We start from the raw sequence: 22697 nt of genomic DNA, 5'->3' as shown, positions 1-22697 counted from the left end.
GAAATGAAAAATGGCGGAAATTAAAGTACCTGAATTAGCGGAATCAATCTCGGAAGGAACGATTGCTCAATGGCTAAAGCAGCCGGGCGATTATGTGGAGCAGGGGGAGTACCTGCTAGAACTTGAAACAGATAAAGTCAATGTCGAACTGACTGCTGAAGAATCTGGTGTATTAAAAGAAGTGCTGAAAGATTCTGGTGACACTGTACAAGTTGGAGAGGTCATCGGAACGATTGCAGCAGGTGAAGCTGGCGGAAGCGAGTCCGCAGCTCCAGCACCTGAGCAAGCTTCTGCACCAGCATCGAAAGAAGAACCGGCAGCTGCTCAAAAAGAAGAAGCAGTGAAAGAAGAGCCGAAAGCTGGTAATGGCAGAACCATCGCTTCTCCTGCAGCTAGAAAATTAGCGAGAGAGAAGGGGTTAGACTTATCTGAGATTCCAACCGTAGATCCGCTGGGCAGGGTACGAAAGCAGGATGTCGCTTCTTATCAAAAGAATGAAGCACCTGCAAGTGCACCGAAAGCCGCGCCAAAAGCAAATGCTGCGGTGCAAACTGAACAACCAGGAAAGCCTATTGAACGTGAAAGAATGTCACGCCGCAGACAAACAATTGCAAAACGTTTAGTTGAAGTTCAACAAACAGCTGCGATGCTGACGACATTTAATGAAGTCGATATGACAGCGGTGATGGATTTAAGAAAGCGTCGTAAAGATGCCTTCCTAGAACAAAATGATGTCAAACTTGGCTTCATGTCCTTCTTTACAAAAGCAGTTGTAGCAGCACTGAAGAAATATCCGCTGCTTAACGCAGAAATTCAAGGTGATGAGCTTGTCTTGAAGAAATTCTATGACATCGGCATCGCTGTTGCTGCAAACGAAGGACTTGTCGTACCGGTTGTCCGTGATGCAGACAGATTGTCATTTGCGGGGATTGAAAAAGAAATTGGTCATCTTGCGAAAAAAGCAAGAGATAACAAATTGTCTCTTAATGAGTTACAAGGTGGATCATTCACGATCACAAACGGCGGAACATTTGGTTCTCTGCTATCAACTCCGATTTTAAACAGCCCGCAAGTTGGAATTTTAGGGATGCATAAAATTCAGCTTCGTCCTGTGGCGATTGATGAAGAACGTTTTGAGAACCGTCCGATGATGTATTTAGCTCTTTCTTATGACCACCGCATTGTCGATGGTAAAGAAGCAGTTGGATTCCTTGTTACGATTAAAAATCTGCTTGAAGATCCTGAGCAGCTATTACTTGAAGGATAATCTTCAATTATAAAAAGCTAGCACCTGTTAAGGTGCTAGCTTTTTTTCTTTTCACTGTCATGTTGTCCTCGTTTTGACCAATACGTCGAAAGCCAGGAACCAGATAAATTATGCCACACACTAAAAATCGCACTTGGTACGGCTGCGAGCGGTGAGAAGTGTGCTGTTGCTAGCGCTGCACCGAGCCCGGAGTTTTGCATGCCTACTTCGATCGAGATCGCTCTACGAGAAGGGATATCCATTCTGCACCACTTTGCGATCAAGTAGCCAAAAAAGAGACCAAGTCCATTATGTAATATAACTACGGCAAATATCAGCAATCCAGATTGAAGAATCTGCTCTTTATTTGCACTGACAACCGCTGCAATGATCAACACAATTCCAGCAACAGATACAAGCGGCAATGCTTGAACCGCATAGTTTACTTGTTTTTTCAAAAATAGCTTAACGATAACACCTAAGATAATAGGAATTAGCACAACTTGGACAATCGACAAAAATAATGCCTCCGGTGATACAGGTAACCATGATCTTGCAAAAATATAGATAAAGAGAGGCGTTAAAAAGGGAGCAAGAAGGGTCGATATAGTTGTGACCGCTACGGATAATGCCATATTGCCTTTTGCCAAGAAAGTCATGACATTGGATGCTGTACCGCCCGGGCAGCAGCCCACAAGAATAACGCCTACTGCAATTTCAGACGGCAGCCGTAATCCGTAAGCTAATAGAAAGGCGATCAGCGGCATGAGTGTGTACTGCGCCAAAACCCCGATTAACACATAGAGAGGTTTACGAAAAAGCTCCTTAAAATCTTCACCAGATAACGTAAGCCCCATCCCAAACATAATGACACCTAGTAAAAAAGGGATATACGGTCCAATCTGAGAAAATACGTCAGGAAAAGCAAATCCAAGACATGCAAAGATAATGACCCAGATTGCAAAGGTTCTTCCTGCAAATTGACTAATGGTTAAAAGAATGTTCATTCATTGCTTCATCTCACTTTCCTCACATATCTTTCTTATTTTAAACGAATTTTCTGAAAAAACAACCTATTCTTTATAAAGGTGTTAATAATAAAATTATGTAAACTAAAAATACCCCATATAAGCATTAGCCTATATGGAGCATCGTTTTAAAAAGGGGTCCATCTCACTTGCTGTGCTTGCTTAAGCCTAGCTTCTGGCTCACGCCAGTCGACTACATTCCACCAACGATCTACGTATTTCGCTTTTTCATTCAGATATTGAAGGTAGTAGGCGTGCTCCCATACATCAAGGGCTAGAAGGGGGATCACGTCCCATTGTGACAAAAATTGATGGCGTTCTGCTTGTAAAATCTCTAATCGCTGAGATCTGGGCGCCCATACGAGAATAGCCCAGCCTACACCTTCTACTTGTTTGGCCGCTGCTGAAAATTGAGATTTAAATGCATCATAGCTCTCAAACGATTGTTCAATGAGACGAAGCATTTGTCCAGTGGGCTTTCGTTTTCCTGAAGGACTCATGGAAAACCAAAAAATACAATGTAAATAGTGCCCCGCACCATTGAAGGCAAGCTCCCGTTCCCAATGCTTGATCATTTTAAAATCATTGGTTCTTCTTGCATTTTTTAATGCAAGCTCAGCTTGGTTCAAACCATCAACATATGATTGATGATGCTTCTGGTGATGCAAATACATAATTTCTTTTGAAATAAACGGTTCTAGTGCATCATACCGGTAAGGGAGAGGAGGTAACTTGTGACTTCCAGCTGCTACCTCTCGCAAGTCTTCTTGTGGGTTCATGTCCTCAGCAATACGTTCTGCCAGTTCGTACCACTCTTGTTCACTGGAATGTTCATCATCCATTGAGAACCATAAATGGTCTACTTTCTGACGGATGTTGTCATCTTGAATCGCGGGTTGAATGGAGCTAAGCCACTCTTTGAGCTGCATTCGATACTCTTCCTTATTCATTCTTACGCCTCATTTCTTCTAAAAATGTGGAACAAGCCATCATCGGAAAGACAAATGGGTAGCTATGATAAGTGATGTAAAATTGCTTTGGCAGGCCAATGCCCACTGGATAGTGCAAGGCTTCATTCGTGTGCTGATGATGGATCAAAAATGAGATGGCTTTTAAAATCGTCTTGTCTTCTGGCTTCTCATATTGTAAAAGTGCCTCTGCTGCCCAAGCCGTCTGAACCACTGTGCCAAACGGAAGGGGGACATACGTTTTTACCTCTGCACTTTTACATGATTCTCCGAAGCTGCCATCTTCTCGTTGAATCTGCTTTAAAAATCGGCATGCTTTTTGAACAGCAGGATGGGTGGAGGGGATGCCGGCAGCTTTTAGACCTGTTAATGCTGCCCACGTTCCATAAATATAGCAAACCCCCCATCTGCCAAACCATGATCCATTTTTCTCTTGATGATTTAGGAGCCATTTGACACATTGATCTTTTTGCCTCTGAATAGGCGGTGACATGTTTTTCTCTTCAAGACCAATGAGATGAAGCACGCGGCCTGTAATATCGGGAGTCGTTGGATCAATTGCTGCATCCTCCGCAGATTCAAGCGGCAGATGTCGAAGCAGGAAGTGATCTTGATTTTTTTCAAAGGCAGAGAATCCGCCGTCACGGTTTTGCATGGAAAGAAGCCAATGAAACCCTCGCTTCCACTGAACTGGTGCGTATATTTTCGGAATGGCTTTTAATACAATTTGCGTATCATCACAATCAGGGTTATTCGTATTGATATCTGAAAAACCAAAGCCTCCCGGAGCAGCATGCCGGTTATGAATCGCCCAATCTGCTTTCTTCATTTGCTGCCGGTTCAGTAAGTATGAGAAAGATTTTGTGATGACTGGGTCTTCTTGTTTTTTGCCAGCTTTTTGAGAAGCATAACTGACAAGCGCTGTATCCCAAACTGTGGATGTGGAATTTTCTGCATACATTCTGCCCTGACAGTCAGTGACTAGCTTTTTCATGCCTTTGACTGCTTTTAAAATGAGGTGATGTCCTGGGGAGTACCCAAGACTCATAAGTGCATAGACCATAAAAATACTTGCGCTTAAATAGCTGTACAGTGTGCCATCTTTTTCGAGGCGGTCAAACATATATCGCTTTGCTGCTTCATATCCGAAAAAGTCCAGCCGGCTGTCAAGTGCTGTATACGATCGCATGTAAGTCAGAAAGTGATGAGTGGAACGTTCTTCTCTTGCCATAAACCAGTCAAATGGATTTTTAGTCATGTTTGCATCAAGGTGTGCTAGGCTTGGAAATTTCTCATGAGAAGTATATCGTTTGTTGAGTGCAATCATCATTGGCACAAAGTGAATTCTTGCATATGCACTAAGATGATAGAAGTGAAGCGGAAAGTATGTAGGGATGAGTAAAAAGGAAAGTGGTGCATAGAAGTACGGCCAAGGGTGCATGCCGTTGACGGCGAGCATCCACTTTGTCATAAAGTGAACGTTCTTTAATCCGCCCTTTGATCGAATATATTGCGCTGCTTTTTCCATATGAGGCTCATCTTGTTGAAACCTGCCTGAAACGAGCATTCCGCAATAGCCCTGCACAGTGGCTGTTACATGTCCCGTTTGATCATGATACAAAGAAAAAGACCCATCCTCATTTTGTTTTTCGCGTATCGCTTCTGCTAATTGATGAACCAAAGCCTGATCCGAATCGCCGACAGCCTTTAACAGCATAATCAAAAAAGCATTTGTCATCATTGGACCTTCAAAACAGAAAACAAAGGCGCCATCTTCTCGTTGTCTTCGCTGCATTTCTATGTGCAATTCTTCAATAAATTCGTTTACTTTCAATTTAAAATCTTGCATATGCGGCCATGCTCCTTTCCTTTCATACTATATTCAGGAGCCGGCCTGTCACATGCAAACACAAAAAAGCCGATGACACGGTCACCGGCTTTCTTGACGTCATTAGTCTTGTAGATTAATCCATACACTTTTGACTTCTGTATAGTTGTTAAGGGCATATGATCCCATTTCTCTGCCAAGACCTGATTGCTTATATCCTCCAAACGGGGAGGCGGCATCAAAGACATTATAGCAGTTGACCCAAATCGTTCCTGCTTCAAGACGTGCAGCGATATCATGGGCATGCTTTAAGTTTTCTGTCCAAAGTCCTGCTGCTAATCCATATTCAGACTGGTTAGCTCGTTCAACCACTTCATCAATGGAATCGTAAGGAATGGCAGATAAGACAGGTCCAAAGATTTCTTCTTTGGCAATGGTCATTTCATCTTCTACATCTTTAAAAATAGTAGGGGAGACGAAATAGCCAGCCTCATAAGGGCAATCGCCCCCGACAACGGCTGTTGCCCCTTCGGATTTACCTTTTTCAATATAGCCTAACACGCGTTCGTGCTGTTCTTTACTTACAAGAGGTCCAATTTGCGTATCTTGATGAAGACCAGCGCCTTGCTTGAGGGATCCTGCATATTTGGCCATTTGATCGACCACTTCATCGTATTGGCTCCGATGAACAAAGACTCTGGACCCTGCGCAGCATACTTGGCCTTGGTTAAACATAACGCCATTTAAAGCACCTGGAATGGCTTTCTTTAAATCGGCATCAGGTAAAATAATATTCGGTGATTTTCCACCAAGCTCTAATGTGACCCTCTTAATGGTTTTAGCCGCTTTCTCCATAATTAATTTCCCAACACTTGTTGACCCTGTGAAGGCCAGCTTGTTCACGTCAGGATGATCAGTTAAGGCTTCTCCGGCTGTTTCGCCAAATCCAGGAACGATGTTAATCACGCCTTCTGGGAAGCCGGCTTTGTCCACTAATTCTGCTAAGTAAAGAGCAGAGAGTGGAGTTTGTTCGGCTGGCTTTAAAACGATGGTGCACCCTGTTGCAAGTGCGGCGCCCATTTTCCACATAGCCATGAGCAGCGGGAAGTTCCATGGGATGATTTGTCCTACAACCCCAACCGGCTCATGGCGGGTATAATTAAAATATCCTTGACTGACAGGAATGGTTTGTCCATTCATTTTTGTCGTCCAGCCCGCATAATAGCGCATGTGCTCTATAGCGAGGGGGATATCTGCATTTGTTGTTTCATTAATTGGTTTTCCGTTATCTAAAGTTTCTAGCTGTGCAAGTTCTTCCTGATTTTCTTCCATTAAATCAGCAAGCTTGAACATGAGGCGGGCGCGTTCAGCGGCTGACATGGAGCGCCAAGGACCATGAAAGGCTTTTTTTGCAGCTTTTACGGCCTCATCAATATCTTTTGCACCTGCTTCATAAACATCAATAAGGGTTTCGCCTGTGGCTGGGTTAGGAGTAGCAAAGGTTTTGTTATCGTGACTTGTGACAAACTGACCATTAATGTAGAGTTTTTTCGTCCCTTGGAGAAAAGATTCGAGTTTTGAACTAATTTGAAGTGTTGTAGAGCTCATAAATAAACAAACCTCCTTAAAGATATGGATTGTTTTCTGCGAGTTCTAGGTGGGAAAAGCGGACATGCAACGAAATTGTATACGCACAAAGATGTAAACGTATACAATTATCATATTACACGACATGTTTGAAAGCAATCCATAACACTCATTGCATTTCGCGAAAATTTGGCTACAATAAATGTATAGATGAAAAAAGGAGTTTTTAAATCATGATCCATCAAAACTGGCAAACGGCTCAAACGTTAAAACAAGTAAAATGTGTACATACAAATGCGAAAAAATATATGGTCGACCGGGCATTAACGGTTGGAAGCACATATGAAGTGAAAAATGAAACAGAAGAATTCCTGTTTGTCGTAGACAATACGGGTAAAGTAGGCGGGTATTACAAGGAGTATTTCGAAGATATTTCAGCTGAATGATTTTGAGGGTCATCACTCATACTAAGAAAAACAGTAAAGGGTGATGATGATGAAAAAGCAGCAAAATGACGAGCAGAAAAATCAAAATGCATGGCATGAACACGAGGACGCTGATATGGCGATTACGCTTGAACAGATTTCCGATGTGTATGCCGAGGGAACGATTGATACACCAAAAGACGAATAGTCATTTAAAAACAGTGATTTGGCATAATCACTGTTTTTTTATTGGAAATGATTCATCATTTTTCTCGAAAAGAACTGAAACTTTTTTCCTGCTTTAACAGTCTAAATAAGTAGAGGAAAGAGCATCGGATCAAAAAGAAAAAGTTAAATGAAATTTAATCTATTCGTAATGGAATAACAACCATTTATAGCGTATTCTATAAGTGAGAATAAAACGTACCCACAGAGCCGTGTGGCCGTTTTGTCATAAAGGAATTTGATGCAGGAAGAGGGGGTTTACGTGGGTATTTTTTCTGTCAGTAAACAAAATGATAAGAAATTCGAATCCTTATTGATTGAAGGGGAAAGAATTGAGGCTGTTTACAGACTGCGTCACGACCAAATTTGCTTTACCAATAAACGACTGATCTTTGGCGATAACCGCGTATTTTCTAAGAAGAAAGTCAGGGTCTCCTTGCCGTATCGATCAATTGAAAGTTTTGCCATACAAGAAGCTGGCGTGTTTGATCAGGACACAGGTATGCTGCTTGTCACAAGCTCAAAAGTATTTGAACTCGACTTTTCTAAAGAGACGGATTTGAGTGATGTGCAAGCCATTTTGACAAAACATCTTTGCTGATCAATCTTGCGATTACATAGATCATATGCACTTTTCTCATTCTTCGTTCTTATTTTTATAGATCGCACATTGCTAAGCCCTTCCCATCTGATGAGAAGGGCTTTTTTCTGCTTAAGTGTTTGAATGATAGCAAAAAAGGATAAAGATGAAACAGATACAGAAAGGAGAATGAACAATGAAAGTGTTAGTTGCAGGAGCAAATGGACATACAGGCAGACTCGTCGTTCGTTATTTAAAAGAAAAAGGACATGAGCCGCTTGCTCTCATTCGAGATGAAAAACAAGCTGATGCACTAAAAGAACTTGGTGCAGCACCTGTCATCGGTGATCTTGAAAAAGATGTGACAGATGCTGTGAAACAAGCAGACGCTGTCATCTTTGCAGCTGGTTCAGGCTCAAAAACAAGTGCAGATAAGACCATTGCGGTCGATCAAGAAGGTGCAAAACGCCTCGTTGATACAGCGAAAAAAGAAAACATCCAGCATTTTGTTATGCTTAGTGCCTATAATGCAGATGATCCGAATCAAGGAAAAGGGCAAGGAAGTATGGAAACTTATTATGAAGCAAAAAGAAAAGCCGATGAGCACTTAAAACAGTCAGGTCTTTCCTATACGATTGTCCGCCCAGGTGCCCTGCTGCATGAGGAGAAGACAGGAAAGATTGAAGCTGCCGAACATATTCCAGATGATCAAAACATCGAGATTTCAAGAGAGGACGTAGCCATTGTTCTTGTGGAGAGCTTAACAGAATCCAATGTGAAAAATAAGTCCTTTGACTTGATGAAAGGCGAAAAATCAGTAGAAGAAGCACTTCGCCATCTGTAAGAAAAGAAAGCTGCTGCCAAAGAGCGGCGGCTTTTTTGATGTTTTCTTTTCCCTTTCAGCGGGAAGGTAATGAGAAAGGAGTGATTGACCGTGGGCTTAACGAAAGAACAACAAGCTGATTTATACGAAAGATTGATTCAATTAAAAGAAGATGTGAAGGGATCAAAAAAGAAAGAAGAATCGATGCTCGTTGAATCGAGTGAGATTTCAAATGGTGTTGGAAATCATATCGCTGATCATGGGAGCATCTATTTAGACCGCATGACAGAACAAACGCTGGATCAAGTCGATGATCAGCTTGAAGGTGAAATCGATGCAGCACTGAAACGAATGGAAGACGGAACATATGGGATATGTGAGAAAACGGGGAAAGAGATCCCATACGAGCGTTTAAAAGCAGTTCCATATACACGTTATTCAATAGATGCAAAGAAAAATGAAGAAACCACTCAAGATCCAAACGCATTTGACCGTTCATTCTCCGATCAAATGCGCGATTTAACAAATAGAGAAACAATGGATCAGATGCATTCAGATACGTATGAAAGATTAGAGGAAGAGCAGGATGTTGATGTAGATGAGGAAAAATAGGATCATAAGCGAAGGTTAAGTTTTTTCAGAATAATTTTTTCTTATGTACACATGAACAAATAACTTGTATACATGAGTATTTCATAGAAAAAAGATCTCTTGAAATTTAATAAACTTTCGTGTAATATAGTTTAAAGGCTGCGATGCGCGTAATGTTAATTAAGTTTTAACCTTTAAGCTGTAATAGGGAGTTTTATATTGAAGCCGGAATGTCATGCCTCCTTAGCGAGGAAGACAGGAACGTTTCTGCAAACACCCACTTTGAGGAGTGGTGGTTTAAAACTTTCTTACTTAGATTACGGCATCCGCAGCTTTTCCTAGGATGATTCAAGCCATTTTCCATTGCGGAAAATGGCTTTTTATTTTATGAAAAAACGAAATTGCACAGTCGGTCGGAAGAGGCATGAATGTATGTTAAAATAGACAAAACAAAAGACGGAGAGGGAATTGGATGTTAGAACAAGCAGAAGCACTCCTGAAACAATACTTTGGCTTTGACGCCTTTAGGCAGGGACAGAAACAAGCCATTGAATCGATTGTAAACAAACAGAAGGATACCGTCTGTATTATGCCGACAGGCGGGGGGAAATCGGTTTGCTACCAGATTCCTGCCCTGATGATGGAAGGAACAACGATCGTTGTATCCCCGCTAATTTCTTTAATGAAAGATCAAGTCGATGCGCTAAATGAGATGGGCATACGTTCGTCCTTTTTAAACAGTACACTTTCCGCAGCTGAAATGAATAAAAGGCTGAAAAAATGTGAAGATGGGGAATATCAGCTGCTTTATATCACACCTGAACGTTTACAAAATGAGCGTTTTTTTCAGCTGCTTGATCGGTTAACGATCCCTCTAATTGCAATTGATGAAGCGCACTGTATATCTGAGTGGGGGCATGATTTTAGGCCAAGCTACCGCTTTATTCAAGAATGCTTAAATCGGCTGACAAAAAGGCCAGTGATTGTCGCATTAACTGCTACAGCCACGAAAAAGGTTCACCGAGATATATGTGAACAGCTTGGCATGAACGAAGAAGAAACCATTTTTACTGGGTTTGCTAGAGAAAATTTATCTTTTCAGGTGGTCAAAGGAGAAAATAGTGACCGCTTTATCACACATTATATGAAGAAAAATAAGCTTGAGTCCGGCATTATCTATACTGCTACTAGAAAAGAAGCCGAAAATATTTACAATCGGCTAAAGAAACAAAAGATCAAAGCGGGCATTTATCATGGCGGGTTAGATGACGATATGAGAGAAGAGCAGCAAAACCTGTTTTTAAACGATGACATCCAGGTTATGGTCGCTACATCTGCATTTGGCATGGGAATTAATAAGTCAAATGTCCGTTTTGTGATACATCATCAAATTCCAAGGGATATTGAAAGCTACTATCAAGAGGCTGGACGCGCCGGCAGAGACGGGCTCCAAAGTGAATGCATTTTACTGTTTTCGCCGCAGGGCGTACGAATGCAGCGATTCCTCATTGAACAGTCAACAGAAGATGAAGTGCGCTTTCAGCATGAGCTGCTTAAACTTAGACAAATGGTCGATTACTGTCACACTGAGCAATGTCTGCAGCAATTTGTGATGGACTACTTTGATCAATCAGCAAGTGCCCCTTGCCAAAAATGCAGTAATTGCCTTGATGAAAGAGAGCGTGAAGAGGTCACTCGAGAAGCGCAAATGGTTTTATCGTGTACGGTTAGAATGAACGAGCGCTTTGGAAAAATGATGATTGCTCAAGTACTGGCAGGCTCTAAAAATAAAAAAGTGCTTGACCTCGGTTTCGACCGTCTTCCTACATACGCTTTAATGAAGCAGCAATCAGCCCAGCAAATCAGTGATTTCATCGAATTTTTAATTACAGAAGAGTATTTGCACATGTCTGAAGGAGCTTATCCAACATTAAAAGTGACACATAAAGGAAAGAAAGTGTTAGTCGGGCAAGAGGCTGTGTATAAAAAGCAGGCAGTGAAAAGAGAGGCGATTCAAGAAAACGATGCATTATTTGAGCAGCTGAGAGCGGTGAGAATGAAGCTGGCGAGAGAGCAGGGCGTTCCGCCATTTGTTGTATTTTCTGATCAAACCTTGAAGGAAATGTCAGCCGTTCAGCCTAAAACAGAAGAAGAACTTCTCCATATTAAGGGAATAGGTGCTCAAAAAAGAGAGAAATACGGGGATGTTTTTTTAGAAGAAATCCGTTTATTTATAGAAAAAGAGAAAAATAAAAAGGTTGAAGAAGAAAAATAAATTTTTTTCGCTGCGTTTGGACACGTTTTCAACAGGAGGTTTCTGATCCTTTCAAAACCTTGATATGGCGGGTAATCGAGCTGTTTTGTGGTCTGATTTACCAATGGAGAGAGATGTTTCATGTAAAGGAACTGTAATCTAAAACATATCGTTTTGTTATTGAATTGACATTTACATATGTTACGATAGCACTCGTTAGCCGCCATAAAAAGCTAACAAGGGAGGATTTACTTTATGAAGAAGACTATTATGTCCTTGGTTGCTGTTGCAGCAATCTCTACAACAGCATTTGGAGCACAGCAAGCTTCTGCAAAGGAAATCACTGTGAAGAAAGGTGATACACTTTGGGGAATCTCTCAAAAAAATGATGTGTCTCTAAAGGACCTAAAGGGTTGGAACAATTTATCTACAGACATGATTTATGTAGGTGATAAATTGACAATCTCTTCAAAAGAGAAAACTCAGGAGCAGTATAAAGTCCAGAAGGGGGACAGCCTCTGGAAAATCGCTCAAAAATTCAATGTGTCAATTAGCGATATTAAGTCTTGGAATAACTTAAACTCAGATATAATTATGATTGGTTCAACACTAAGTGTTGCTGGTCAAAGCTCAGCTCCGGTAAGCTCAGAGCCTGTACAAAAACAGGAGCCTGTCCAAAAAGAGCAAACAACACAAAAAGCTGCTCCTAAACAGGAAGCACCGAAAAAAGCTGCTCCTAAACAGGAAACAGCTAAAGCAGAATCATCTTCTGCTAGTCAAAGTGTACAAAAAGAAATGACTGTAACGGCTACGGCTTATACAGCAAATGATGGTGGCATCTCAGGTATTACTGCAACAGGGGTAAACTTAAACAAAAACCCAAATGCGAAAGTGATTGCAGTAGATCCTAATGTCATTCCATTAGGAAGTAAGGTTTATGTTGAAGGCTACGGTGAAGCCATCGCAGCAGATACTGGCGGCGCAATTAAAGGTAACAAAATTGATGTTCATGTACCAAGCAAATCCCAAGCAAAAAATTGGGGCGTAAAATCAGTCAAAGTGAAAGTACTTAACTAGTAACTTATTGTTTTTTGGAAGAAAGCATCAGGTGGCGGCCTGATGCTTTTATTGTACCCTTTTTTTGGTCAAAAAAACACACATTTTTCAGAAAAATTTGCATTTTCGACAAAAAACAGCGTATATTCCATCATACACGCTGTTTTTTTGTCGTTAGCTGTCCACCCAATAAATTTCTCCGCTTTGTTCTTTCCAATTGATTTGGACATCAAATTGGTGCTTTTCATAAAAGTGAATCAATCGGTCCACGTGATTCCAATCTCTTTTGACGAGGTCACCTGTGATGACTGGGATATTCTGCTCTCTTGCGATTTCTTTTAAATGCTTCATACAGATTGAGCCGTATCCATTATCGGGAGGGCCTTTTATATCAGCAATATGAATCTTTCCTTCTTCAGGATATTCAGCAATTAAGGAAAAATCAGATTGTCCGCGAAAAGCTTTTTCACAATCGGTCAGCATGATTTTACATGTATCAGCATTTTCAATAGCAGAAACAATCATCCATTCATCTTCTTTCGCCTGATCAATGCCAATGATCTTTGCCTTTTTCGAAATATCTTTCATATTTTCTTGCATTCGATACATTTGGAACTGCAATTGCTGTAATTCTTGCTCTAACGCCTTCACATCTTTGGGTGTTTCCTGTAAGATTGACAAGTCCATTACTCCTTTCATATAAGAAATGATAAAAATCACATAAATTCCAATTTTAAAGGAAGTGGATGGATCTTTCAAGCCGTTAGAATGCCGATTATCGGCAAGTTTGTCTAAAATTCGACGAAGACAGCGAATTCATTGACTTTATAGAGAAAGTTAAATAACATACTCTTAGTCGGAACTAATAAAGAGAGGTTTTCAAACATGAACGAACAGAATCAAAAACCGAAAAAATTCACCGGCATTGTTGTCATTTTAACAATTGCCATAAACGGATTAATCGCTTTATTATTTTTAATGCCAAAATCAGATAAATTTAGTCATCTGGATATTACATTTCTGCCTTTACTGAATGCCGTGATGAACAGCTTTACGTTTATCTTCTTACTTTCAGCACTCATTATGATTAAACAAAAGAACATTAAAGCACATAGACGATTTATTTTTGCTGCATTTTCAACAACACTTGTCTTTTTAATTTCCTATGTAACATATCATTCAATGGCAGCTGATACACACTTCGGAGGAGAAGGGATCATCCGTCCGATTTATTTCTTTATTTTGATTACACATATTGTGCTCTCAGCTATTATTGTACCGCTTGCACTGATTACACTTTTTAGAGGCGCACAGATGCAGGTCGAGCGTCACCGTAAAATTGCCCGCTGGACGATGCCGCTTTGGCTCTATGTTAGTCTCACTGGCGTCATTGTCTATATCATGATTTCTCCATATTACAGCTAACGTATGTCCAACTGGACATACGTTCTTTTATTTACAAGATGAAGTGCTTTGGATAGAATGGAAATTGGATATCCGACTAGCACGGTATCTTCCCATCTATAGATTCACATCATTTCTGGCCGTTTGCTCGTTTGGAGATCAACAATTGGACGAAACGGGGGTTATATGATGACTGAACAATTGCAGTATAAACCGGGGCTTGAAGACATTGTGGCAAGCGAAACGTCCATATCATACTTAGATGTGGAGCAAGAGGAAATTGTGATTCGCGGGTACGACCTCATTGAGCTGGCACAAAACAAGACATATTTAGAAACAGCCTATCTGCTTATTTATGGAAGATTACCAGATCAGATGGAATATCACCAATTTCAGCAAGATATATCCTCACAAACGAGCTTACATCCAACCATTCAAACTATATTAACGAAGCTGCCAAAAACCACTCATCCTATGGATGCGATGAGAACGTGTTTATCTGCTCTTGCAGGGTATGATGACGCATTACATGATCGATCTGAAGCGTGCCAAGAAAGGCGTGCAGTTCAATTACTAGGACAGTTGCCGGCCATTGTTGCTGGAAGCTATTATATTCTCACAAAAGACGCCGCTATTTCTCCAGATCAGACCAAATCCTACACTGAAAACTTTTTATCCATGCTAACTGGACGCACCCCGACACAAGACGAAATTACCGCTTTTGACCAAACACTCACATTATATAGCGAACATGAGCTGCCGAATTCAACGTTTGCGGCTAGAGTGATTGCATCCACGCATTCTGATATGTATGGTGCATTTACTGGAGCGATCTCTTCATTAAAAGGTGACCTCCACGGAGGAGCAAATGAAGCTGTCATGCACATGCTTCTTGAAGGAAAAACAACAGAAGGATTTCTTGCGCTTATTGAACGAAAATTAGCCGCGAAAGAAAAAATGATGGGCTTTGGCCACAGAGTATACATGAGAAAAATGGACCCGCGAGCCGCTCTTTTAAAACGTTCATTGAAAACGCTTACCGAATCGAAGGGAGATACAACGCTATATGACATGTGTGTAGCAGGAGAGGCATATATGAAAGAGCAGAAAAACCTTTATCCAAATCTTGATTATTATGCTGCACCTATTTATTACGTGCTCGGAATCCCTATTTCACTTTATACACCCATTTTCTTTGCTGCAAGAGCTAGCGGATTAGCCGCACATGTGATTGAACAGCATTTGCATAATCGCATTTTTAGACCGAGAGTCCGGTATCTAGGGCCAAGAGGATTAAAGGTTTCAAATGATGATGGAAAAACGGGGGAATGAACATGAACAAAACAGCAGTCGCCAATCAAACAGATCAGCTATTAGAAGAAATCGCTGCCTATGCAGTAGACGGAGAAATTACGAGCAAAGAGGCCATTGAAACCGCGCGGTATGTGCTCATAGACACGCTCGGGTGCGGAATGCTGGCGCTCAATTTTCCAGAATGTACGAAGCACCTTGGACCCATCGTACCTGGAACAGTCGTGCCAAACGGAGCAAGAGTTCCCGGCACTTCGTTTGTGCTAGATCCTGTTCAAGCGGCTTTTGATATTGGCTGTATGATCCGCTGGTTAGATTATAATGACACGTGGCTTGCACAGGAGTGGGGGCATCCGTCAGATAACTTAGGCGGAATATTAGCTGTAAGTGATTATATCAGCAGAACACGCCTTGCAAACGGAGAAGAGCCGCTAACGATGAATGATGTACTGCATGCAATCGTCAAGGCACATGAAATTCAAGGTGTCCTTGCTTTAGAAAATTGTCTAAATCGAAATGGATTGGACCATGTGTTATTTGTCAAAGTGGCAACAAGTGCAGTTGTGTGTGCTATGCTTGGCGGAACAAAAGAAGAGGTCCAGCATGTTTTATCACAAGCGTTTGTTGATAATTCCCCGCTTAGGACGTATCGCCACGCCCCAAACACAGGATCGAGGAAATCATGGGCAGCAGGGGACGCAACAAGCCGCGGAGTGAGACTGGCAATGATGACACGTAAAGGGGAAATGGGTTATCAAACGCCCCTCAGTGCAGAGAAGTGGGGCTTTGAAGATGTTCTTATGAAAGGAAAACCACTTACGCTCGCCCAGCCCCTTGGATCATACGTCATAGAAAATGTTCTTTTCAAAATTGCTTATCCTGCTGAGTTTCATGCACAGACTGCTGCAGAGGCGGCTGTGATGCTGCATGACGCTGTAAAAGATCGTTTAGATGAAATTGACCGGGTAGAGATTACGACACATGAGTCAGCGATTCGGATTATTGATAAGAAAGGACCGCTTTATAATCCGGCAGACCGTGATCATTGCTTGCAGTATATTACAGCTATTGGACTGATCTATGGTGAACTAACAGCTGACCATTATGAAGAAGAAACGGCGCAAAATCCAGCCATTGATCGTCTTCGTGATCGAATGATTGTGAAAGAGGATAAACGTTACACAGAGGATTATTTAGATCCGAAAAAGAGATCGATTGCAAACTGTGTACAAATATTCTTTAAAGACGGGACAATGACAGACCGAATTGAAATTGAATACCCGCTTGGTCATCGCAGAAGAAGACAGGAAGGCATTCCGCTGCTTGAAAAGAAATGGGTCTATCATTTAAAGACAAGATTTCCAGAAAAACAAGTGGATCAAATTGTGTCACTCTGCCAAAATCCAAATCAATTAAAAACAACAACAGTACCAGCATTTATGGACTTATTCGTCATATAAGGGGGAGCTAGCGTGTGGATCGTGAATGAAGAAAGAAGTCAGGCTGATTTAGCCGCAGCCTTTAAAGAACAAATGAACAAATCAGCTTTATTTCAAATTCCAGGCGTTCACGATGGAATGTCTGCGCTCTATGCGAAAAAAATGGGCTTTCAAGGGCTCTATTTATCAGGTGCCGCTTTTTGTGCCAGCAAAGGACTGCCAGACCTCGGCATGATCCATTCAACAGAAATGGCTGAAAAAGCGAAGGAGATGATTCGAGCTTCCCAGCTGCCGCTGTTGGTCGATATGGACACAGGTTATGGCGGTGTTTTAAATGCAGCAAGAGCGGCAAAAGAAATGGTTGAGAGCAAAGTGGCAGCTGTTCAAATTGAAGATCAGCAAATGCCGAAAAAATGCGGGCATTTAAACGGGAAATCACTCGTTCCAGTAGAAGAAATGGTCGCAAAAATCAAAGCCATCAAACAAGCGGCACCAACGCTTTTGGTGATTGCGAGAACCGATGCAAAGTCCGTAAATGGAATGGAGGATGTCATCCGCCGGGCCAATCTTTACGTAGAAGCAGGAGCTGATGCTATTTTTCCTGAGGCACTCATCACAGCAGAGGACTTCACGCATGCGTCAAGTAATATTAAAGGTCCGCTCCTTGCAAACATGACGGAGTTTGGCAAGACGCCTTATTATCATGCAGACGAATTTTCTGTATTTGGCTTTCAAATGGTCATTTATCCTGTGTCATCACTTAGAGTTGCTGCAAAAGCGTATGAGCGTTTATTTACAGAAATCATGGAAAAGGGAACGCAGCAGGGGATACTTGGGGATATGCAAACGAGAAAAGAGCTGTATGAAACGATTCATTATGATGAATATGAGGCAATGGACCAGCATTTAGCAAAAACGATCCTCCCGGAAATTGGGAAAGAACAGCGATAAAATGAAAAGCACTTCCTTGACGGAAGTGCTTCAGCGTGTAGACAAACCTTCGCATTCGTTGTCAGGTCTGTGCGCCACTGCTCACGAATGTTAAATTCGCTCCGCTCTGGTGCTCGCCCTTCCTAGGGCTGCAAAGGTTTTCTATCACGCTTTAAAAGAAGACAAAGAGCTAAAATAAAGATCATTTTAGCCCTTTGTCAGCAATCTGAAACACTTCCTTTACGGAAGTGTTTTTTACGATGATGGTGTGGATGAAGAAGCCAATTTCATCTTTTCTTCAACTGTTTTCGTTTTTTCTTTTACTTTTTCAGCGTAAGTGAAGTCACCGTAGCAATACGGATAGCGGAAGTTATCTTTGTTGCCGCCGCACGTATAGACCTTGGGGTTTCGTTTCACTTGCTTTTTGGAGTATTGCTTTGCCAGTTTCTCGGAATGTTTTCCCCCGTTTTTTGCAACAAAATCAATATAGCCGATTCCCATGTTATAGCTTTGAATAATGGTTTCCAAATCAACGCCTTTTTTCTTCCCATGCTTGTACATAGTCGAAAAATGATGGACTCCTTGTTTAATGCTTTTCTCAGGGTCATTGATTTCATTTCGTTTCAAACCAAGAGATTCAGAGGCCTGCATTGGGTCTCCGCCTCTGCCTTTTGATTCTTGATACATCATACCGAGGATTAACCCGGTATACTGATCTAAATCTTGATCTCTTAACTCTGTTTCTACAAGCGGTTTGTAATCATCCAATCTCGACAAAACAATTGATTCCGTATCAATCGGCAGCTTTTTTAACTCCTTTTGATTAAAGGAGATGGCAATGGCTGCTAATACGAAAACAAAGAGAAAAATCGTGAAACAGCCTGAAATGGCAAAACATCCTGTTTTTTTCTTTTTCAAGGTCAGTTCACCCCTGTTTTGCCCCGCTTTTAAAAGGGAAGTACAGCCTTTTCATTATGCCATATCCTGTGCAGGATACCAAGTGAAAACCTTATAATCAATCATATCCAAACGTAAATTCAGGTCTTGTTTTCAGCCTGAAGCAGAAATAAACAAAACCGATAATCAGCCAAATCATGCCAATGATTAATGCATTTGTACTGATGCTCGTTAACAGCCAAATGCAAAACGCCGTCCCGCATAGAGGGATCACCGCATACCTCAATGTATTCAGTACACCTCTTTGTTTTTGTCTGATGAAAAAGTACGCAAAAACAGACAAATTCACAAAGGTAAATCCAATTAACGCGCCGAAGCTGATAAAGGAATAAATGACTTCAAGTTCGCCAACGACTGCCGTTAAGGAGAAAGCTCCGATTAATAAAATATTAAAAACAGGGGTTTTTAATCTCGGATGAATATACCCGAAGAAACGCTTTGGTAACGATTGATCTCTTCCCATTGCATATAAAAGCCTTGCTGCACTTGCATGTGACGATAAGGAGGAAGAAATGACAGCGACCATTGTGCCGGCTAAAAAGAACGAGTGGAGAAATGCGCCGCCCACAAATTCTGCAATTTCAAGTGAGGCTGCATCAGGATGTTTGAACTGCTGAAAATTTGGAAACACCTGCTGCAAAAAATAAGACGTCAACGTAAACAGTACGCCTCCAATCGCAACTGTTAAGAAAATGGCAAGCGGAATCGTCTTTTTTGGTTTAATGGTTTCCTCAGACATAGTGGAAATGGCATCAAATCCTAGAAAGGAGAAACATAAAATGGTCGCTCCTGAAAAAATAAGCGCTGGATCTAAGCTCGCTGAATAAAAAGGCCGGGCTGACAATAGCTCTCCACTGCCAGCGTTTTGCGTGAGCCCATAAATAACAAACCCAACAAAGGTGACGGCGACAATGACCTGAAACGTCACAAACAGCGCCGTAATGTTGGCTGTAAGCCGTATACCGATGACATTGACAGTCGTTATGGCGATAGCAAGTATGATGATCCAAATGTAATGAGGTACATCAGGAAAGGCTGCGGTTAAATAAGCACTTCCGATCGCAAAATTCACCATAGGCAGAAATAAATAATCCAGTAAAAGTGTCCAGCCCACAAGGAAGCCGACATGAGGATGAATACTTTTTTGCGCATATGTATAAGCAGATCCTGCTTTTGGAAAAGCCTTCACCATATTCCCATAGCTAAGCGCTGTCAATAGTAATGCAAGTAACGTAAATATATAAGCTGCAGCGACGTGTCCTTTCGTCAACTGAGCAACAATGCCGTATGAATCAAATACGACAAGTGGATCCATATAAGCAAGCCCGATCACAACAAGTGGAAAGACAGTCAGGCTGCGTTTTAGTCTTGGCTCTTCAGTCAATTTGCCTATCAGCTCCTCTAAAAATGAATAAATAATGCTCATTTTAAAAAGAATGCTACCAAGTGTCAATGCTATTTGAATAAATCTTTTGTTTAAAGTGTGCCCGCTTTGCACGCCGGACGTTTTAGTATATGATGATACATAGAATAAGTCGTGATTTGACTAACAAGAAAGGTGAAGCGAAATGAAGGAAGAACTGAATACAAATCAAGAACAGGAACGGATGGAGCTGGATGAAGAAAGTTTATTTCTTGTCTCCCAAACGTTTAAAGCCTTATCTGATCCGACACGTATTCGTATTCTGCACCTGCTGTCTCAAGGTGAATACTCGGTAAATGATATCGCAGAAACGCTCAATCTCATGCAATCAACTGTTTCTCATCAGCTGCGTTTTTTAAAAAACCTTCGTCTCGTGAAATCTAGACGAGCAGGGACATCGATCTTTTACAGCCCTGAAGATCAGCATGTGATGGAAGTACTTGAACAAATGATTCATCATGCACAGCATGACTAATAAAAACCTTCCTACTCATATAGGAAGGTTTTTACGCATGATGCGTATGTGCTGCTCGTTTACCTGCTTTCATCATTTGATAAGAAAAAACGACATAGTAAGCAGCTAACAGAAAAAAGCTGAGCATGGTCATGGCATCATCACTCACAATATGCTGATACAGTTCAACGACACCAATTTTTGTGAGCGAATGGTTCGTCAGCTCACCCAGCTTAAAACTAAGTCGTGATAAAAATAAGCATAAAATGAAGCTTTCAATCCATTTACTCGTTTTCACATAAAGACGGCCATTTTCTTCTTTTATGCGGATCGTCTCATAGGCATGAACGGCCAGACTGCTTCCAAAGAGCATACCAATAGCGGCATAGATGAAAATGCTGTGATTTTGCCAGCCTTCTAATAAGAGAATAAGGGCAGTGAGTCCAAATACATACATTCTCATCAAAAGACTGATCGGGCGCACAAGCTGATAGCGTCTCATTCGATTCATTCGAAAGATGATGCAGATCAGCATAATGCTCCCAATGATGAATAACTGCCACACGTGATGTGTCATGATGCAACCTCCTCCTGCATGTGCAGGGATGTAAACGAATGCTGGCTGTTTCTTATCTTTACCATTCTTTCATTTTTTATCAAATCAAAACCTACATTTATGAAAAAGAGGAAAAGGCATGAAAATCGATCGTATTTTGTCTATTGTGATGCTGCTCATTAGCAAAAAACAAGTACAAGCGAAAGACCTTGCTGAACTTCACGAAGTGAGCGTAAGGACGATTTATCGCGATATTGAGACCATCAATCAAGCCGGGATTCCTGTTGTGACAACACAAGGAGCAGGCGGAGGCATTTCACTTGTTGACGACTATCGTTTAGAGAAAAAATTATTTACCGATGATGACATTGAGCTTATTTTAACAGCCCTTGAAAGCATGACGAGTGCATACTCCTTTAAAGAAAGTGAACATGTACTGAAAAAAATCAAATCTCTCATTCCGCCACATACCGATGAAAGCGAGAAACAGCACCATGTCTTTATTGATTTAAGCTCATGGGGGAAAGACAGCCAGGCAGAAAAGAAGCTTCAGCTGATCCATACAGCTGCCTCCGCGCATCAATTCATTCAATTCACTTATCGCAACGCAAAAGGTGAAACACTCCCACGTAAAGTGGAGCCTTATACGCTTGTCTTAAAAGGAAGGCATTGGTACTTGTATGCGTTTTGTTGTGTGAAAAATGATTTTCGTCTATTCAAGCTGACCAGAATGACAGACCTCATTACCATTTCAGCATATTTCAGGCCGAAAAGAATCAAAAATGACGAGAAGCCTTGGAATGACTCTTGGCATGAAGAGCCTTCAGTCACAACGCTCACGCTCAGGTTAACGGAAGCATCAGTTGGCAAAGTGAAGGAATGGGTGGATGAGAACGAATTGATCGTATGTTCAGACGGAACCTATCTGGCAGCATTGACCGTGCCGCAAGATGATTGGCTGCACAGTTTTCTATTCCATTTAGGACCGGACGTCGACATTCTTTCACCGCAGCATATCAAGGAAGCATTTGATCTCCAATTAAAACAATTTATGAAGCGATTAGGAACTTGACACACAGTTGTCAGGTTTCTTTTTATATGATGGGAGAAAAGGAGATGAGAATGTATGTACGATATCGTCACATTAGAGAAACAATGGATTAAAGGGTTGTCTATTCGAACAACAAATGAAATAGAGAAAACAAAAGAGCGGAAGATTGCACTGCTTTGGCAGGATTTTTTTGCGCAGCAGCTACATGGGGGACAAGCTCCAGTCATAGGGCTGTATTCAGATTATGAAAAAGATGAACATGGTTCTTATTTATTTACAGCTGGAGAGTTCGCGGATCAGCAGATCGAACATGTAAAAGAGATTCCTGCGTCCACCTACGCAAGATTTCAAACGAGAAAAGGACCGATTGAAGAGGTCGTGCTTGAAACATGGCACAAGATTTGGACGTGGGATCAGCGTCAATACCGCACTTATACAGGTGATTTTGAATGGTATGATGAAAGATCTATTGATCCAAAAGAAGCGCAAATTGATATTTATATTGCGGTTGATGAAAAAATGATTGCTAAAACTAACACCATTAGTTAATATAAAACTAAC

General features: G+C 41.3%; 23 protein-coding genes and 1 other RNA gene. 16 read left to right on the top strand and 8 right to left on the bottom strand.

Annotated features, from left to right (window positions below; genetic code table 11):
• Positions 1 to 10: 10 nt before the first annotated feature.
• On the top strand, positions 11 to 1267 hold the full coding sequence (odhB, locus tag BAE31_RS18245; protein WP_024422686.1) for a 2-oxoglutarate dehydrogenase complex dihydrolipoyllysine-residue succinyltransferase: 1257 nt from the start codon (positions 11 to 13) through the stop codon (positions 1265 to 1267).
• A gap of 35 nt (positions 1268 to 1302) precedes the next feature.
• Here the strand turns inward: odhB and BAE31_RS18240 are convergent, their stop codons facing one another.
• The 4 genes from BAE31_RS18240 to BAE31_RS18225 all read right to left on the bottom strand — a co-directional run bounded on the left by BAE31_RS18240 (position 1303) and on the right by BAE31_RS18225 (position 6678).
• On the bottom strand, positions 1303 to 2253 hold the full coding sequence (locus tag BAE31_RS18240) for a bile acid:sodium symporter family protein (RefSeq protein ID WP_041109482.1): 951 nt from the start codon (positions 2251 to 2253) through the stop codon (positions 1303 to 1305).
• A gap of 149 nt (positions 2254 to 2402) precedes the next feature.
• Entirely contained in the window at positions 2403 to 3224 is an 822-nt protein-coding gene (locus BAE31_RS18235) for a superoxide dismutase (RefSeq protein ID WP_041109480.1), read from the bottom strand.
• Positions 3217 to 5091: a terpene cyclase/mutase family protein gene (locus BAE31_RS18230; protein WP_041109478.1), complete on the bottom strand. Its 1875-nt coding sequence runs from the start codon at positions 5089 to 5091 to the stop codon at positions 3217 to 3219. The genes BAE31_RS18235 and BAE31_RS18230 overlap by 8 nt, the downstream gene beginning before the upstream one ends.
• 102 nt (positions 5092 to 5193) lie before the next feature.
• Positions 5194 to 6678 (bottom strand): aldehyde dehydrogenase family protein, encoded by a 1485-nt coding sequence (locus tag BAE31_RS18225; RefSeq protein WP_024422684.1) that lies wholly within the window; start codon positions 6676 to 6678, stop codon positions 5194 to 5196.
• 212 nt (positions 6679 to 6890) lie between these two features.
• Here BAE31_RS18225 and BAE31_RS18220 point away from each other — a divergent pair, with 212 nt between their 5' ends.
• The 8 genes from BAE31_RS18220 to BAE31_RS18180 all read left to right on the top strand — a co-directional run bounded on the left by BAE31_RS18220 (position 6891) and on the right by BAE31_RS18180 (position 12632).
• A complete protein-coding gene (locus BAE31_RS18220) occupies positions 6891 to 7103 on the top strand; it encodes a DUF6501 family protein (protein WP_024422683.1) in 213 nt (70 codons plus the stop codon).
• Between the two features lie 49 nt (positions 7104 to 7152).
• A complete protein-coding gene (locus BAE31_RS18215) occupies positions 7153 to 7290 on the top strand; it encodes a DUF4025 domain-containing protein (RefSeq protein WP_075611524.1) in 138 nt (45 codons plus the stop codon).
• Between the two features lie 279 nt (positions 7291 to 7569).
• Complete coding sequence (locus BAE31_RS18210) at positions 7570 to 7908, top strand: PH domain-containing protein (RefSeq protein ID WP_024422682.1); 339 nt, start codon at positions 7570 to 7572, stop codon at positions 7906 to 7908.
• A 175-nt stretch (positions 7909 to 8083) separates the two neighbouring features.
• A complete protein-coding gene (locus BAE31_RS18205) occupies positions 8084 to 8731 on the top strand; it encodes an SDR family oxidoreductase (RefSeq protein WP_076841069.1) in 648 nt (215 codons plus the stop codon).
• A 90-nt stretch (positions 8732 to 8821) separates the two neighbouring features.
• Positions 8822 to 9322, top strand: coding sequence for a TraR/DksA family transcriptional regulator (locus tag BAE31_RS18200; protein ID WP_041109474.1), 501 nt, complete (start codon positions 8822 to 8824; stop codon positions 9320 to 9322).
• 132 nt (positions 9323 to 9454) lie between these two features.
• A non-coding RNA gene (ssrS, locus tag BAE31_RS18195) (6S RNA) lies at positions 9455 to 9640 on the top strand.
• Between the two features lie 133 nt (positions 9641 to 9773).
• On the top strand, positions 9774 to 11576 hold the full coding sequence (gene recQ / locus BAE31_RS18190; RefSeq protein WP_041109472.1) for a DNA helicase RecQ: 1803 nt from the start codon (positions 9774 to 9776) through the stop codon (positions 11574 to 11576).
• A gap of 234 nt (positions 11577 to 11810) precedes the next feature.
• On the top strand, positions 11811 to 12632 hold the full coding sequence (locus BAE31_RS18180) for a LysM peptidoglycan-binding and 3D domain-containing protein (RefSeq protein WP_024422678.1): 822 nt from the start codon (positions 11811 to 11813) through the stop codon (positions 12630 to 12632).
• 153 nt (positions 12633 to 12785) lie between these two features.
• On the opposite strand, the gene BAE31_RS18175 is transcribed toward BAE31_RS18180, so the two are convergent.
• A complete protein-coding gene (locus BAE31_RS18175) occupies positions 12786 to 13298 on the bottom strand; it encodes a GNAT family protein (RefSeq protein ID WP_029708157.1) in 513 nt (170 codons plus the stop codon).
• Positions 13299 to 13496: 198 nt separating this feature from the next.
• Here BAE31_RS18175 and BAE31_RS18170 point away from each other — a divergent pair, with 198 nt between their 5' ends.
• The 4 genes from BAE31_RS18170 (at position 13497) to prpB (ending at position 17716) form a co-directional block, all read left to right on the top strand.
• Complete coding sequence (locus tag BAE31_RS18170; protein ID WP_076841068.1) at positions 13497 to 14036, top strand: DUF420 domain-containing protein; 540 nt, start codon at positions 13497 to 13499, stop codon at positions 14034 to 14036.
• Positions 14037 to 14204: 168 nt separating this feature from the next.
• Positions 14205 to 15347, top strand: a complete 1143-nt coding sequence (gene mmgD / locus BAE31_RS18165) for a citrate synthase (protein ID WP_041109466.1) — start codon at positions 14205 to 14207, stop codon at positions 15345 to 15347.
• A gap of 2 nt (positions 15348 to 15349) precedes the next feature.
• Complete coding sequence (locus BAE31_RS18160; protein WP_041109464.1) at positions 15350 to 16786, top strand: bifunctional 2-methylcitrate dehydratase/aconitate hydratase; 1437 nt, start codon at positions 15350 to 15352, stop codon at positions 16784 to 16786.
• Positions 16787 to 16798: 12 nt separating this feature from the next.
• On the top strand, positions 16799 to 17716 hold the full coding sequence (prpB, locus tag BAE31_RS18155; RefSeq protein ID WP_076841067.1) for a methylisocitrate lyase: 918 nt from the start codon (positions 16799 to 16801) through the stop codon (positions 17714 to 17716).
• 234 nt (positions 17717 to 17950) lie between these two features.
• Here prpB and BAE31_RS18150 read toward each other — a convergent pair whose 3' ends face one another.
• A complete protein-coding gene (locus tag BAE31_RS18150; RefSeq protein ID WP_041109460.1) occupies positions 17951 to 18613 on the bottom strand; it encodes a lysozyme family protein in 663 nt (220 codons plus the stop codon).
• A gap of 97 nt (positions 18614 to 18710) precedes the next feature.
• Entirely contained in the window at positions 18711 to 20036 is a 1326-nt protein-coding gene (locus BAE31_RS18145) for an APC family permease (protein ID WP_076841097.1), read from the bottom strand.
• Between the two features lie 184 nt (positions 20037 to 20220).
• Here BAE31_RS18145 and czrA point away from each other — a divergent pair, with 184 nt between their 5' ends.
• A complete protein-coding gene (czrA, locus tag BAE31_RS18140; protein ID WP_024422670.1) occupies positions 20221 to 20550 on the top strand; it encodes a Zn(II)-responsive metalloregulatory transcriptional repressor CzrA in 330 nt (109 codons plus the stop codon).
• Positions 20551 to 20581: 31 nt separating this feature from the next.
• Here czrA and BAE31_RS18135 read toward each other — a convergent pair whose 3' ends face one another.
• Positions 20582 to 21106: a CcdC protein domain-containing protein gene (locus BAE31_RS18135; RefSeq protein ID WP_076841066.1), complete on the bottom strand. Its 525-nt coding sequence runs from the start codon at positions 21104 to 21106 to the stop codon at positions 20582 to 20584.
• A 118-nt stretch (positions 21107 to 21224) separates the two neighbouring features.
• Here BAE31_RS18135 and BAE31_RS18130 point away from each other — a divergent pair, with 118 nt between their 5' ends.
• Both BAE31_RS18130 and BAE31_RS18125 read left to right on the top strand, forming a co-directional pair.
• On the top strand, positions 21225 to 22157 hold the full coding sequence (locus tag BAE31_RS18130; RefSeq protein WP_076841065.1) for a helix-turn-helix transcriptional regulator: 933 nt from the start codon (positions 21225 to 21227) through the stop codon (positions 22155 to 22157).
• Between the two features lie 54 nt (positions 22158 to 22211).
• Positions 22212 to 22685 (top strand): GyrI-like domain-containing protein, encoded by a 474-nt coding sequence (locus BAE31_RS18125; RefSeq protein WP_076841064.1) that lies wholly within the window; start codon positions 22212 to 22214, stop codon positions 22683 to 22685.
• Positions 22686 to 22697 lie beyond the last annotated feature (12 nt).

It is taken from the genome of Bacillus sp. I-2 (genome assembly GCF_001974945.1).
Lineage (GTDB): Bacteria > Bacillota > Bacilli > Bacillales > Bacillaceae > Bacillus > Bacillus safensis.
The sequence above is the reverse complement of the archived record's forward strand: the minus strand, read 5'-3'. Positions and strand labels throughout refer to the sequence as shown.